Genomic DNA, 14,676 nt, shown 5'->3' on the forward strand with positions numbered 1-14,676 from the left:
TTGTCCAGTCTGAATGCAGCCTTTCTGACGGGGCATAATCGACGCTGGCGGCGCCTTGCCTCCGCATGATGATAACTAGCGCCTTGCCAGAACTGGGAGGATTGCTTGCGAAAAAGCTGAAATTCGGTGATAATTTTCCTATGACTGACGACCTGCCTCTGACGTCGCGATCTTTGCCCATAGCGCTGTTGCGGGCGCGGGAAAAGGTTATGGGACCCATCCGTGCAATGCTGGCTGACGCTGGTGTCACCGAACAGCAGTGGCGGGTTTTGCGGGTTTTGAACGAAGAAGGCCCACAGGAACCGACACACATCGCTGATCGCGCCTGCCTGTTGTTGCCCAGCCTGACGCGGATTTTGCAGAAGCTGGAACAAAGCGGTTTGATCTCGCGGCGCTCTCATCCGGCAGATCGCCGTCGCCAGATCATTGAGATCACCACAAACGGTACCCAGATCATTCGCGCCAATTTGCCCGTAAGTATCGCCCAAGCAGAACGCATTCGGTCTCAGCTGGGGCAGGAAAAGCACGAGTTGTTGCTGGATCTTCTCAATGACCTGAAAAATCTCGAAGCCTGACAAGTGGCTAAAGCGAAGACGCTTCTTAGAAACCCCGCCGGAGAGTTTAGGGGGTATTCTCCAGCGGGGCGGCCAGACTCGTACTGGATCATTGCCTGGCCCGAGGCCGGTTGCGTCATGTGTAGTCTGACGGTCCGACCTGCAATTCGGAGTGTGCGCCGAGTCAAAACAGACTCTAATTAAAGCGTTGCTCCCGGGGACGGGCACATGCCTTTGCTCTCCGAAATAGATGTTGGTAACTGCCAACCGATGGATTGTCTTGCAAATGGGACCTCTGAAGTCGCATCGGCTAGGTAATTTGCCAAGTGTGTGCATCTGGCTTCAGTTCGGCCATATTGTCGGCTGCAACATCTGTAATTGAGGACATAACTCAACTTAAGCCCGAGCCAAGTCACGTTTGTTCTTCTTTTGACAAGGTCATAAAGGCGGAAGTGACATTGCTGTGAAACGGTCATTGCACTGCATACCGGAATTGGGCGGGTTTGCGCTGAAACACCAACAAAGCTTTGGCGAAATTCGGCGTGTTTTCTTGTATTGCTGATCGGACTGGCGGTCGTAAGATGAACCAGCACAATAGTCCGAGAGCACCATGTCAAATAGTCTGTTTTCCCTTCCCGACCCGGTTACTATCCCTGTTGTTGGGGCCTCAGCAGAGTATCCTGTGGGGCGTATTTTCTGCGTCGGTCGGAATTACGCGGCCCATGCGGCCGAAATGGGGAATGAGGTCGATCGCGAAGCACCGTTCTATTTCACCAAATCTGCAGCCAACGCGGTTCTGTCCGGGGCTATGGTTCCGTACCCGGCAGGGACCGAGAATTATCATCATGAAATGGAGTTGGTGCTGGCGATCGGAAAACCTGTATTCCGTGCCACCTCTGCGCAGGCTTGGGATGCAGTTTATGCTTATGGCTGCGCCCTCGACATGACCCGTCGCGACCTGCAGATTCGCGAACGAAACAAGCAACGGCCCTGGGATCTGGGCAAGGATGTCGAAAACGGTGCGGTATTTGCCCCGCTGACACCGGCAGGCAAATGGTCGCCGGACGCAGACAAGCATATCCGTCTGCGCGTCAATGATGAACTGCGACAAGACGCGACGCTTGAGGAGCTGATCTGGAAAATCGACGAAATCATCTGCCACTTGTCCGGCTTCTATCACCTGCGTCCCGGGGATCTGATTCTGACCGGCACACCAGCGGGTGTTGGACCGGTTGTGGCAGGTGATGTTCTGAGCGGTGAGATAGACGGGCTCGCGCCGATTGAATTGACCCTGACGGATGCAAAGTAGACCCTATTTAGGGTCTTTTAGCCAATCGTTGGCAAATTCGATTTGTGTGACTCCCGCCAGTCGTCGCACGCGATCCAGCTCGGCGTTCAGGCGTCGGGTGCGGGCGTCAGACCAGCGCACTCCGCGCTCGGGCCAAAGGGCTTTGACGCGTAACATGTCGCGGTCGCGATGCGCTTTCATGTCAATCCGGCCAACTAAACGGTTACCTTCCAGCAGTGGAAACACGTAGTAACCATAATTGCGCTTGGGTTCCGGCACGAAGACCTCGATCCGATAGTGAAAGCCGAACAACCGTTCTGCGCGATTGCGGTCACGCAGCATTGGATCAAACGGGCTGAGCACGCGGATGCGCCCGGGTGGCTGGGGCAGGTCCAAACTCTGGTCCGCCAGGTTTGAGCGGGCAAAGACCTTGCGGTGCCGCCCATCAGCGCAGGTGATCTCGATCTCTTCTATATCGCCTTTGGCCAGCGCCCTTGCGCACCAGCTTTTGGCTTCTGCTGCGCTGACCGTGTCCCAGAACGCAGCCAATTCGCCCGATGTTGCAAATCCAAGTCGGTCCAGTGCTGCGTTGCACAGCCAATCCACAGTCGCTTCTGCATCGCAATGCATGTTTCCCGGACAAAGTTGGGTTTCAATAACTCGCTCTGTCAGGTCATAGCGTTTCTGAAACCCCTCGCGGCCAACAACTGTAAGCGCGCCAGACCGCCACAAAAACTCCAAGGCGGTTTTTGACGGGTGCCAATCCCACCATCCGCCCGAGCCTTTCTTTTCGTCCTTGCCCACGTCCGAGGACGACACCGGCCCATGGTCACGGATGTGCTTCAACACCGTTTCAAACTGTTGTTCGAACCCATCCCGTCGCCAGTTCTTCCACCGCGCTTTCAGCAAATCAGCGTCGCGCTGAAAGCGCAGATGCCAGTGGGGGTAGAACTCCATCGGGATCACGGCCGCATCATGCGTCCAATGTTCGAACAGCTCTTTTTCCCTTTCATAGAGCCTTTTCAGGTGCGCGCCGCGATAACTGGGCCTGCGCGAAAACAGGATTAAGTCATGGGCGCGTGCAACTGTGTTGATACTGTCGAGCTGCACAAACCCCAACCGCTGGATCAGATTCAGAAGCGCACCGCCCTTGGCCTCACCCGATGGCAGTTCCGCCAGCGCGTGGCGATCCATGAAAACGGCCCGCGCTGTTTGGTTGTCGAGCCGTTTGAGGGGTGCCGTCATCGCCGCTTCAGGGTGTCGCCAAAGCTGATCTTGGGAGTCAGTGTCGCGCGCGTTTCAATCTCGGAGTCGGGATCTTTCAAACGCTCGGCGATGATTTGGGCGGCATGACGACCAATCTCAAGCCGACAGGCATCCATCGTCGCAAGTTTGCGCGGCAGACCCTGCAACAGTTCGACATTGTTGAAGCCGGCCAACCCGATTTGCCCTGGAATGTCGATGCCTTGCTCCAGCAGGTACAACAAGCCACCCGCACCGATCATGTCATTGGAGTAATACAGAAAATCCAGATCGGGAGAACGTTCCAGCATCGCCTGCGTCATCTCGCGCCCCTTCGCAAGGGCCGAGCCGCCGGAATAAAACTCGCGGTCTTCGATTTCGATCCCGTGCTTGCCCAATACCTCGGTGAAGCCTTCGAAACGCTTCCGGGCGCGGTGATCCAGAGGCATCTTGGTGCCCATGAAGCCAATATGCTGATACCCGGCCTTCAGGATCGCCTGCGCCATCTCGCGCCCGGCGCGGCGGTGCGAGATGCCGACCATCGCATCCACAGGCTTGCCGTCGGTATCCATGATCTCGACCACAGGAATGCCCGCTGAATCCAGCATGGCGCGTGCGGCTTCAGTATGTTCCAGCCCTGCAATGATCACGCCTGAAGGCCGCCACGAGAGCATCTCGTACAGCACCTTTTCTTCTTTTTCGGGCAGGTAGTCGGTCACGCCCACAACTGGCTGCAATTCCGTGTCTTCCAGCACCTGATTGATACCTGTCAGAACCTCAGGAAAAACCATGTTCGATAGCGACGGGATAATGACCGCGACCAGATTGACCCGGCTGGACGCCAGAGCGCCCGCGATCTTGTTGGGCACATAGCCAAGCTCTTTTGCGGCGGCCAGAACGCGGGTGCGGGTGGCGTCTGACACGTCCCCCCGGTTCCGCAAAACCCGGCTTACCGTCATCTCGGATACTCCAGAAGCCTCGGACACATCGCGAAGGGTAAGCGGGCGTTTGGATTCACTGTTCACGGGAGGCACCTGTGTTGTTGTTTTGCCCGATGGTAGCGTGAACAAGTCTGCGTGTACAACAATTGTGCAAAGCCGATGACAACCCGGAAAATCCCGGTTACAGAAGGCCACACACGGCCCCGTGGCTCAACTGGATAGAGCAGCCCCCTCCTAAGGGGCAGGTTGCAGGTTCGAATCCTGCCGGGGTCGCCAATTTCTCATGGTCTTCCGTCAATCGACGCGCGCTGAAACGCGGCAAGATTGGTCCCTGAATGCGCATCAAATACGTTGTTCGATCCACATTTACCTGCAAAAATTGGGCAAACTTTCCATGGGACCATCCGAGTGCCGCTCAGATACGCAGACATTTACCCCTCTGAACCACTGCTCAACAGCGACTCGATGGAGCGTCCTTCGGCAGCGGCACTGATGTCTGTACGATATTTTCAGGCGGAACCGGACGAAATGCCCGAGGACGTGTTCGCGGAACACCACGTATTGCTAAATTTGCAGGACAGTCCGCATCGCGTTCAAAATTGGCGTGACGGCACATTGCGGGATTTCACCTTCTGCAAGGACGAGGTCATTGTAACGCCCGCTGGCGTGCGGTCAGGTTGGCGGTGGTTCGCGCCGTCTGACGTGATCGTCATTACCCTAGAACCGCACAAGGTGGACCGTTTCGCGCAGTCTGAGCTTGGGATGTTACTCGATCCCCAACAATTTAAGGACTTGCCGCAGTTTTCCGACCCTGACCTTTGCGCGGCCGGTGTCATCTTGCGGGATGCGCTGGAGACTGAAGACATGTCCTCGGCCGTTATGTTCGAGGCCATGAGTCGGGTTTTTCTGGTCAAGCTGCTGCAGAAATACGGAAAGCGGCGCGCCGAAGATGCTGAATTGTCATCGCGGTTCACCTCTCGCCATTACCAACGTGTCCTGGCCTATGTACAAAAGCGCCTGGATCGCACGATCACCGTTGACCAACTGGCGTCCGAGGCTGGAATGAGCGCGTCGCATTTTGCCCGTGTCTTCAAGGAAACGCTTGGTTCAACGCCTATGCAATATGTCATGTCGTTTCGGATCGAGCAGGCGATGAAGATGATCGAAGATCCAAGGCGGCCCTTAGGGGACATTGCTTTGGCTTGCGGGTTTTCCGATCAGGCGCATTTCACCCGCAGCTTCAAGCAAGTGACCGGTCAGACCCCACGTGCTTTTCGCGTTGCGCTGAACGGTTGAAGCAGAATCTTTCAAAAACCGGGCAGCATGGTGCAATTTTCACAGGCGCTGACGTCGTATCTTTCATGTCATCGGGCCTGTGCCCAACCTGACAGATTTTGGGAGATACCTCCATGAAAACCCTCGCTTTGAACACCGCCGCTGCGCTAATGGCATCGACTGCCGCGATAGCTCAGGTCGAAACCCGCACCGTGACCTTTGAAAATGAAGGCACCATCATGTCCGGCACGCTGTATTTGCCGGAAGAACGCGGTGACGCGCCTTTGCCCACGGTTGTTGTCACCGGTGCCTGGACCTCGGTGCAGGAACAGATGCCCGCTAACTATGCACATGAAATGGCGGCACGCGGATTTGCTGCATTCACCTTCGATTTTCGCGGTTGGGGCAAGTCGGGCGATTTGCCTGACAATGTACGTTTTGTCGAAAGCCCAAAGGCCAAGACGTCGGACATCAAAGCCGCGTTCGAATATGTCGCAACCCTGCCTGAAGTGGATGCCGACCACATCAACGGGCTGGGTATCTGCGCTTCGGCCGGTTACATGGTCGACGCTGTTTCCGGAAATCCGCTGGTGCAACGTGTTGGGCTTGTCGCCCCCTGGCTTCAAAATGAAGAGATCGTCGAGGCCGTTTATGGCGGCAAGGATGGCGTTGCCGGGCTGATGGAAGTGTCCCATGCTGCCGAAGCCGTGGGTGGGCAAATCATCCCTGCGGCAGGGCCGGAAGGTGCCGAAGGCGTTCTGATGCCGATCGGTGGGTACTATTACGAGGCCGACCGTGGCGCGATCCCCGAGTATGACGACAAGTGGAACAATGCGGGCTGGGAAGGCTGGCTGACCTATCACCCTGCGGACAACCCGCAGCGTTTGGACAAGCCGCTCGCCATTGTTCACTCGGAAAGCGCGGCCATACCTCAGGGTGTGCAGGCCTTTCTCGCAGGGTTTGCAGGCGAAGCGACAGCCCAATGGCTGGAAGATGTCACGCAGTTCGATTTCTACGACAATCCCGAAGACGTGACCCGAGCAGCGGATACCGTGGCCGACCATTTCAGTGCTGGCCTAGACAGCTGAATTCTCGATCAGGCGTCGAAGTTGTCTTCAGCGCCTGCCCCTTACCCTGGAGTAAACCGATGCCCAAGAACCTTACCGCCACACTTGCAGCTGTCACAATGATTGGCAGCGCGGCGTTTGCCGAGCAACACACCAATATCTCGACAGCAATCACCGATATCGCAGCGGGAGCTGACCGCCATGACTGGACTCGTGTGCGCGGCGCTTTTGCCGATACGGTGACAACCGATTACACCAGCCTTTGGGGCGGTGACCCAGTCACGCAACCGGCTGACGACCTTATAGCAGGTTGGTCCGCATTCCTGCCTGGGTTTGAAAGCACACATCACATGGTCACCAACCATACCGTCAGATCGCTGTCCGAAACCCAGGCCACAGCGCAGGCTGATTTCACTGCTACCCACCGTATCGCGGATGGCTTGTGGGTGCTGGGCGGCCGATATGACTATATCCTTGAGAAATCCGAGGATAGTTGGGTTGTAACATCACTGACCATGACAGCGCTTTGGGAAACCGGTGATCGTGGTCTTGTGGCAATCGCGGCCGAGCGCGCGCAACAGTCCAATTGAACCAAGTGGTGAGCCGAGGTCGCCAAGTCTACCTTGTTCCTGGTTCTGGAAAACGCGTGCGTGTGCGGTTGGCGAAAGCAACAAGGGACAGCATCACTGGGACTTCGACCAGAACGCCTACAACGGTCGCCAACGCCGCGCCGGAGTTCAGACCAAACAAGCTGATAGCAACGGCCACAGCCAGTTCGAAGAAGTTTGATGTTCCGATCATGGCACACGGGGCTGCGATCCGATGGGGTACTTTCAGTGCATAGGCAGCGCCATACGCTATAGCAAAAATTCCGTAGCTTTGGATGAGGATAGGCACCGCGATCAGCACGATAACCATTGGCTTGGACAAAATGGTCTGACCCTGCAGTCCGAACAGAATAACCACAGTTGAAATCAACCCCATAACCGACCAAGGTTTTACGCGGGTAGAAAACGCCTCAACTGCCTGTTTAGAGCCTAGTTTGTTACGGGTGATCAACCCGGCAATCAGCGGCAACACCACGTAAAGAACCGTGGCCAGAACCAGCGTCTGCCAGGGCACTTCAATATCGGTGACACCCAGCAAAAAGGCGACGATCGGGGCAAATGCCACGACCATGATCAGATCGTTGACCGAGACTTGAACTAGCGTATAGGTCGCGTCGCCTTTGGTGAGTTGCGACCACACAAACACCATGGCGGTGCAGGGGGCTGCCCCCAACAAAATTAGCCCAGCTGTGTATTGGGCAGCGTCTTCGGGTGCAATCCAGGGTGCAAAGATATAGTCAAAGAATAATACGGCGAGCAGCGCCATGGTGAAGGGCTTGATCAACCAATTCACCACCAGCGTCACGATCAGACCGCGTGGCTGGCGGGCAACCCCGGCGACTGCGCGGAAATCGACGTTGACCATCATCGGATAGACCATCGCCCAGATCAGTACGGCTACAACCAGATTGACGCTGGCGATTTCGGCCCCTGCAACCAGTTGAACCAGTCCTGGCGCGGCTTGTCCGATCAGAACACCGCCAATCATGGCGAGCGCGATCCAAATTGTGAGATATCGTTCGAAAATGCTCATGAAAGCGCCTCGGAAGTCTGATCTGTGAGTTTACCAGAGGTCAGTGCGGCGAGGGCAACCATAGCGGACGCGGTACCGAGGACCATCGGCAATCCCCCGACCTGATAGGTGAGGCCAGACAAAACGGTGCCGACCAGCCGACCTGCTGCATTCGCCATGTAGTAAAACCCGACATCCATCGTCACACGCTCGGACTTGGTGAAGGCCAGGATAAGATAGGAATGCAGTGCCGAATTGACGGCAAAGACCGCTCCAAAGACCAGCAAGCCAGCAACGAGTGTCGTGGTTAGCCAGGTCTCAGGCTCGTTTGACAGCCAAGTGGCCAATGTTAGAGCCGCAGGAATGCAGAAAAGGATCACTGCCCAGCTGCGCGCAGCACGGATCAGATCACCTTCGGTTCGATCCGAGGCGCGAAGTATCCTTGGCGCGTTGGCTTGCACCACACCATAGAGGATGATCCACACCGCCATGAAAGTTCCTATCATGAAGAACGCAGATCGGTTGCCCGCCTCGGTACCGTCTGAGAGCACGGCGTAGAAATAGATTGGGATGCCGACCACAAACCAGACATCACGGGCGCCGAACAGAAAGACACGCGCTGCTGACAGCCAGTTTACATTGGCGGACTTCGAAAAAACTTCGGAGAACTTCGCCCCTTTGCGTCCCTTCGGCAAGCCTGCTGGCATGAACAGGATAACTGCAAACAGGATCACCGCCAGTACGGCTGCCATGACCAGAATTGCTGTCATAAAGCCCATTGTGGCCAGCATGGTCGCGCCCAGCAAAAAGCCCAGACCTTTGACTGCGTTTTTCGACCCCGTTAGCAGGGCCACCCAACGAAACAACCCGCCGCCCTCGGCAGGGGCCAGAAGTTTGACCGACGATTTCGAAGACATTTTGGCCAGATCCTTGGCCACTCCGCTGGCGCCTTGCACCATCATCACGAATGTGACCGACGCTGCGACGGTCCAGTTCGGGTCAAGCTGCGTCATGGCAAGCAACGCAATAACTTGCAGCCCCAGCCCTGCATAAAGGGTCGAGGTCAATCCGAACCGCGCTGCGATCCAGCCTGCGGTCAGGTTGGTGACAATCCCGGCGATCTCATAGAGCACAAAAAGATAAGCTAACTGAACCGGCGAGAAGCCCATGGTGTGAAAGTGCAACAGCACCAACATCCTGAGCGCCCCGTCGGTCAGCATGAAGGCCCAATAGGCCGCCGTAACCGCGATATAGGCCGACAATCCTTCGGGCCGTTGGGTCACAGCGACGATCCGACCATCAAAGCCACATCCACCAACCGATGCGCATAGCCCATCTCGTTATCATACCAGGCATAGATTTTAACCTGCGTCCCGTTCACCACCATGGTCGACGGCGCATCGACAATCGAAGAGCGTTCGTCATTGGTGTAATCGGTCGAAACCAGCGGGCGCGTCTCATAGCCAAGAATGCCCTTCAACTCACCCTCGGCAGCAGCTTTGAAAAAGCCGTTGACCTCTTCGGCGGAGGTTTCGCGCTGAACCTCGAATACGCAGTCAGTCAGCGATGCGTTCAGCAGAGGCACCCGCACCGCATGACCATTCAGACGTCCCTTAAGTTCGGGATAGATCAAAGTGATCGCCGTAGCCGAGCCAGTGGTGGTCGGGATCAAGGAATTCAGGGCCGAACGCGCGCGGCGCAGATCCTTGGCGGGGCGGTCCACGATGGTCTGGGTGTTGGTCACATCATGGATTGTGGTCATCGACCCGTGGCGAATGCCCAGATTTTCGTGAATGACTTTGACAACCGGTGCCAGACAGTTGGTGGTGCAGGAGGCCGCTGTCACGATGTTATGGGTCGCAGGGTCATAAGTATCATCGTTCACACCCACAACAATGTTGGCTGTCGGGCCGTCTTTGACGGGGGCGGAGACAACAACCTTTTTCACGCCTGCATCGAAATAGGGTGCCAGCTTGGCTTCGGTCTTGAAGACGCCAGTACAGTCGATCACTACATCGACACCGTCCAACGGCAGAGCTGAAAGGTCTTTTGTCCCAACAAAGGGGAGGCGCGTGCCACTCACAGTGATGCTGTCGGCATCGTGGCTGAACTTTGCATCCCAACGTCCGTGCACTGTGTCAAATTCCAGCAGATGCGCGTGCATTTCGGGATTACCAACAGCGTCGTTGATCCATGCAATTTTTGCGCCCCGTTCCAGCAAGGGTTTCAGCGCAAGTTTTCCCATCCGGCCAAGGCCGTTCAGAGCGTAGGTCGTCATTTCGTGTCCTCAAAAGATGCTCGCCCGATGTCATCGACAGCGGATTGCAGTGCGATCCGGTCAAGACTTTCGACCGGCAGCGACGTAAAGGCTTGGATCCGACGCTTCAGCGCGCCGTAAGCGTTTTGAAACGCAAGGCTTTTTTCTGCGTCGGTGCCTTCTGTCTTGACCGGGTCAACCATACCCCAGTGACCACTGATCGGTTGACCTTCCCAGGCCGGGCATTCTTCGTTCGCAGCCTGGTTGCAGACCGTAAAAACAAAATCCAGGTCAGGCGCATCCGGCCCCGAAAACTCGGACACATTCTTTGACCGCAGGACTGACGTGTCATGGCCCTTGTCTTGCAAAACCTGCATCGCAAACGGGTTCAGTTCGGAAAACGGCCATGTTCCTGCCGAATAGACATTGAACCGATCGCCGCCTATCTCGCGCAGCAGAGATTCAGCAAAGATCGAGCGGGCGGAATTGCCCACGCAAATGAACAACACATTGAACTTCCGGTCAGTCATGGTGTCACTTCCTTTGGTTGAAGGCATGCAAAGATCAGGTCGGCCACGGCAGCAGTCCACAATAAGGAAATCGAGCATTTGCTGCACGTTTTTCATTTCAATCGAATAGAGAAGAGACGTCCCGGATCGCTCCTGCTTGACCAGCCCTGACCGCTGCAACGCATTCAGATAGTTCGACATTGTGCTGGGTTTGATACCTAACTCTGCCGCCAGCTCGCCTGCGGGAACAGTGTCAGGAAACCGTCGCATTAACATGCGAAACACGGTGATGCGTTGCGGGTGACCCAGAATGGCCAGCTGGTCGATTACTTCTTCTATCATATTTCATGAAATATTGAATTAATGACCGGGAGTCAATTTCAACCCGTTGGCGTTACAAAAAATTCACATACGGAAGCTGCCGCAGGCAGAGTCGGTTGCCGGCTCAAAAGAAGACCCCATTCAGGCAGGTCGGCCGCAAAAAGCTCAACTGGGCTTGCAGGCAACAGACCGACAGTTTAAACGATCCATCGCACCCAGAAAGAACCAGTTCTGGCTGCCATAAGTTGCCTCAATAGCTCAGCTGGTAGAGCAGGTCCTTCGTAAGGACAAGGTCGGGGGTTCGAGTCCCTCTTGAGGCACCACACATCTCGCTTTTCTGAAAAAATTCGCGTTGAATTCGAATGTACTTTCAAATTTTAAGTGTGCCCGTTGCACAGGCGTCGACTTGACGTTCTTTCCAACAAGACACATTTCGCAATGCCCAAAGGCGGTCTGCGCGCGAGTGTCGACCGTATCCCGACCTTGCCCCAATGCCTTGCCTGAGGCATGCTTGCTTCCGCAGGAAGAGTATCTGTTCACCGTCGGGTTTGTCGGTCAACGGATCAGCGCGGCGCCATGCTTTGGGAGGAGTTTGTCATGACATCCAAGACCGCAGGTTCCACACCACCAGACAACCTGACACCGCCACAACAGGCCGTGCCCGAGGTCAACAAAGTGACAGCGGATGATATCACCGCCGCACTAAAGGCTGGGTTTTCCGATTTTCTGGCGCGCCCCGTCATGAGCGGTTTTTTCGGCCTGTTCTATGCGGTTTTCGGAATACTGTTGGTTTGGGCCTTGGTTTGGCTCGGCAAGATCTGGATGATCATTCCTGCAATTGTAGGATTTCCGCTGGTCGCGCCTTTTGCCGCCGCCGGGCTTTATGAAATGTCGCGTCGCTTGCAAAAAGGGGAGAGTTTTGGGTGGTCCGAGATCCTCACCGTCATGGCCAACCAACGCAAGCGGGAAATGGGCTGGATGGCCTTTGTGACCTTGTTCATTTTCTGGGTGTGGGTTTATCAGGTGCGGCTTTGGCTGGCGATCATCCTGCAGAATGCATCCTTTTCCGATTTCGACGGGTTCTTGAACACAGTGCTATTTACGCCCCAAGGCTGGACGTTCCTGGCTATTGGCACGTGCGTCGGCGCTTTTCTGTCAGCAGCCCTGTTCACAGTAACCGTTGTCGCCATGCCTATGTTGCTGGACCGGGAAACCAATTTCGTTTCCGCGATGCTCACCTCTGTCCACGTTGTCAGGGAAAGCCCTGTGGTCATGCTCACTTGGGCGGCAATCATCTCGTTTACCATGCTGATATCGCTGGTTCCCGCATTTTTGGGCCTGATCTTTACTCTACCGATCCTTGGTCACACCACGTGGCATCTTTACCAGCGGGCGGTGCCGCCGGACGAGGTGTGATTTAACGGTAAGGCGTCTGCGATAGTCGAACGGCGGCACACATTTTTTGTACTGACAACGAAGAGGATAAAGCTGCTTTTCTAGCGCCTGTATCCGATATGGTACGGCTTAGGTTTGTTTTTGTGCAGCAAAGCAATTTCGGCTGCCGAAACGGGAACGCCCATACTCCTTCCACTAAGAACATTTAAAGCGAACAAAATCCTCATCACAGGCATCCCAAGTGCGCCGGAGGAAGTCACCAGACCGATGCGCGCAGCTCAGGCGCGCTTTTCCCCTATTGATGCAACGCCCAGAACGTCCAAAACTTTGGCTTCGATCTGTTCGGCGTTCATGCCGGCCACGGCATACATGTCCGTTGGGCTGGCCTGATCGATGAACGTATCGGGCAAGACCATCGAACGGTATTTCAGCCCTTGATCAAAAACGCCTTCCTCGGCCAAAAACTGTGCGACATGGCTGCCAAAACCGCCAATCGCGCCTTCTTCGATGGTGATCAGAGCCTCGTGGTTTGCTGCCAGGTCCAGGATCAGGTCGCGGTCCAAAGGTTTGGCAAAGCGGGCGTCGGCAATGGTTGGATTGATGCCTTTGCCCGCAAGGGATTCGGCGGCTTTCTGCACCTCAGACAATCGGGTACCGAACGAAAGTAGTGCCACGCGCGCGCCCTTCTGGATCACGCGGCCTTTGCCGATCTCAAGCACCTCACCGCGTTCCGGCAAGTCGACGCCAACGCCTTCACCACGCGGGTAGCGGAATGCAATAGGCCCTTCGTCATGCGCAACAGCGGTTGCCACCATGTGCATCAGTTCAGCTTCGTCTGCGGCGGCCATGACAACCATGCCTGGCAGGTTGGCCAAATACGCAATGTCGAATGATCCGGCGTGGGTGGCACCATCGGCACCCACCAAACCTGCGCGGTCAATGGCAAATCGCACGGGCAAACGCTGGATAGCCACGTCGTGAACGACCTGATCATAGCCACGTTGCAAAAAGGTCGAATAAATGGCGCAGAATGGCTTCATCCCGCCCGCAGCAAGCGCGGCAGAAAATGTCACCCCGTGCTGCTCGGCGATCGCAACATCGAAACAGCGCGACGGGTAGCGTTCGGCAAACAGGTTTAGGCCGGTACCGTCCGGCATGGCGGCGGTCACGGCAACGATCTTGTCGTCTCGCGCGGCTTCGTCGACCAGCGTTTTGCCAAAGACCGAGGTGTAAGAAGGCGCGTTGGAAGGTGCTTTCTTCTGTTCGCCTGTCACGACGTCGAACTTGGCTGTTGCGTGTCCTTTGTCTCGGGCTTGCTCTGCGGGTGCATAGCCTTTGCCCTTCTTGGTCAGAACGTGAATCAGGATCGGGCCGGTCGCTCGTGCCTTGACGGTCCGCAACACCGGCAGCAACTGGTCCAGATCATGTCCGTCTATGGGGCCTAGGTAAGAAAAACCAAGCTCTTCGAACAGCGTGCCGCCGACGGCCATACCTTTCAGCATTTCCTTGGCGCGTTTGGCCCCTTCGCGGAAGGGCTCGGGCAGCAGCGAAACCGCGCCTTTTGCGGCGGCTTTCAGATCGTGGAACGGCTCTTCCGCATAGATACGGGACAGATAGTTGGACAAGGCGCCCACCGGTGGCGCAATGCTCATCTCGTTGTCGTTCAGAATGACGATCAATCGCTTGCCCAGATGGCCCGCATTGTTCATCGCTTCAAATGCCATGCCTGCAGACATTGAGCCATCGCCGATCACAGCAATCGCATCGCCCAAACCCTCGGGTGTGACACCACCCAGATCGCGCGCCACGGCAAAACCAAGTGCTGCACTGATCGAGGTGCTGGAATGTGCCGCACCGAACGGATCATAGGGGCTTTCGCTGCGTTTCGTAAAACCACTCAAACCATCCTTCATCCGCAATGTGCGAATACGATCGCGCCGCTCGGTCAGGATCTTGTGCGGATAGCACTGATGACCCACGTCCCAGATGATCTTGTCGCGTGGCGTGTCAAACACGGCATGCAGCGCCGTGGTCAGCTCGACCACACCCAGACCTGCGCCCAGATGCCCGCCGGTGACGGACACGGCCGAGATTGTCTCGGCTCGCAATTCCTGCGCCACCTGATGCAGCTGCGCGTCCGAGAACTGCTTGAGATCCGCAGGGCGGTTCACAAGGTCCAGCAGGGGCGTGTTCGGGCGGTCAGACAT

General features: G+C 56.2%; 13 protein-coding genes and 2 tRNA genes. 8 read left to right on the forward strand and 7 right to left on the reverse strand.

The features are described 5' to 3' along the window. Positions 1 to 140 precede the first annotated feature (140 nt). Positions 141 to 575 carry a homoprotocatechuate degradation operon regulator HpaR gene (gene hpaR / locus I9187_RS00820; RefSeq protein ID WP_171178497.1) on the forward strand — a complete coding sequence of 145 codons (435 nt, stop codon included), beginning with the start codon at positions 141 to 143 and terminating at the stop codon, positions 573 to 575. A gap of 589 nt (positions 576 to 1,164) precedes the next feature. After that, positions 1,165 to 1,863, forward strand: coding sequence for a fumarylacetoacetate hydrolase family protein (locus I9187_RS00825; protein ID WP_171237910.1), 699 nt, complete (start codon positions 1,165 to 1,167; stop codon positions 1,861 to 1,863). Between the two features lie 3 nt (positions 1,864 to 1,866). On the opposite strand, the gene I9187_RS00830 is transcribed toward I9187_RS00825, so the two are convergent. Further along, positions 1,867 to 3,087: a crosslink repair DNA glycosylase YcaQ family protein gene (locus tag I9187_RS00830; protein WP_171620345.1), complete on the reverse strand. Its 1,221-nt coding sequence runs from the start codon at positions 3,085 to 3,087 to the stop codon at positions 1,867 to 1,869. Next, a complete protein-coding gene (locus I9187_RS00835; RefSeq protein ID WP_171092978.1) occupies positions 3,084 to 4,109 on the reverse strand; it encodes a LacI family DNA-binding transcriptional regulator in 1,026 nt (341 codons plus the stop codon). The genes I9187_RS00830 and I9187_RS00835 overlap by 4 nt, the downstream gene beginning before the upstream one ends. Positions 4,110 to 4,224: 115 nt before the next feature. Between I9187_RS00835 and I9187_RS00840 the strand changes: the two genes are divergently transcribed. From I9187_RS00840 to I9187_RS00855, 4 genes are all read left to right on the forward strand, one after another. After that, positions 4,225 to 4,301, forward strand: a tRNA-Arg gene (locus I9187_RS00840). Between the two features lie 216 nt (positions 4,302 to 4,517). Then, a complete protein-coding gene (locus I9187_RS00845; RefSeq protein ID WP_245222878.1) occupies positions 4,518 to 5,321 on the forward strand; it encodes an AraC family transcriptional regulator in 804 nt (267 codons plus the stop codon). Positions 5,322 to 5,434: 113 nt separating this feature from the next. After that, entirely contained in the window at positions 5,435 to 6,388 is a 954-nt protein-coding gene (locus I9187_RS00850) for an alpha/beta hydrolase (protein ID WP_209509333.1), read from the forward strand. A 59-nt stretch (positions 6,389 to 6,447) separates the two neighbouring features. Further along, entirely contained in the window at positions 6,448 to 6,957 is a 510-nt protein-coding gene (locus I9187_RS00855) for a nuclear transport factor 2 family protein (RefSeq protein ID WP_171178487.1), read from the forward strand. 28 nt (positions 6,958 to 6,985) lie between these two features. Here the strand turns inward: I9187_RS00855 and arsB are convergent, their stop codons facing one another. Genes arsB through I9187_RS00875 form a run of 4 tightly spaced genes read right to left on the reverse strand, consistent with a single transcriptional unit; the run spans position 6,986 to position 11,095 of the window. Further along, positions 6,986 to 8,008: an ACR3 family arsenite efflux transporter gene (gene arsB, locus I9187_RS00860; protein WP_171178485.1), complete on the reverse strand. Its 1,023-nt coding sequence runs from the start codon at positions 8,006 to 8,008 to the stop codon at positions 6,986 to 6,988. Then, positions 8,005 to 9,270: an organoarsenical effux MFS transporter ArsJ gene (gene arsJ / locus I9187_RS00865; RefSeq protein ID WP_171178483.1), complete on the reverse strand. Its 1,266-nt coding sequence runs from the start codon at positions 9,268 to 9,270 to the stop codon at positions 8,005 to 8,007. The genes arsB and arsJ overlap by 4 nt, the downstream gene beginning before the upstream one ends. Continuing rightward, positions 9,267 to 10,265, reverse strand: coding sequence for an ArsJ-associated glyceraldehyde-3-phosphate dehydrogenase (locus tag I9187_RS00870; RefSeq protein ID WP_171178481.1), 999 nt, complete (start codon positions 10,263 to 10,265; stop codon positions 9,267 to 9,269). Before I9187_RS00870 ends, arsJ begins: the two co-directional genes overlap by 4 nt. Continuing rightward, a complete protein-coding gene (locus I9187_RS00875; protein ID WP_171178479.1) occupies positions 10,262 to 11,095 on the reverse strand; it encodes a helix-turn-helix domain-containing protein in 834 nt (277 codons plus the stop codon). The genes I9187_RS00870 and I9187_RS00875 overlap by 4 nt, the downstream gene beginning before the upstream one ends. A gap of 226 nt (positions 11,096 to 11,321) precedes the next feature. On the opposite strand from I9187_RS00875, the gene I9187_RS00880 reads away from it, so the two are divergent. Next, positions 11,322 to 11,397, forward strand: a tRNA-Thr gene (locus I9187_RS00880). Between the two features lie 274 nt (positions 11,398 to 11,671). Beyond that, the gene (locus tag I9187_RS00885; RefSeq protein ID WP_171178477.1) at positions 11,672 to 12,490 is read left to right on the forward strand and encodes a DUF2189 domain-containing protein; all 819 of its coding nucleotides are present in this window, start codon (positions 11,672 to 11,674) and stop codon (positions 12,488 to 12,490) included. Between the two features lie 257 nt (positions 12,491 to 12,747). Here I9187_RS00885 and dxs read toward each other — a convergent pair whose 3' ends face one another. Next, positions 12,748 to 14,676 carry a 1-deoxy-D-xylulose-5-phosphate synthase gene (gene dxs / locus I9187_RS00890; protein WP_171237918.1) on the reverse strand — a complete coding sequence of 643 codons (1,929 nt, stop codon included), beginning with the start codon at positions 14,674 to 14,676 and terminating at the stop codon, positions 12,748 to 12,750.

This window comes from Ruegeria sp. HKCCE4148 (assembly GCF_017872495.1).
Classification (GTDB): domain Bacteria; phylum Pseudomonadota; class Alphaproteobacteria; order Rhodobacterales; family Rhodobacteraceae; genus Ruegeria.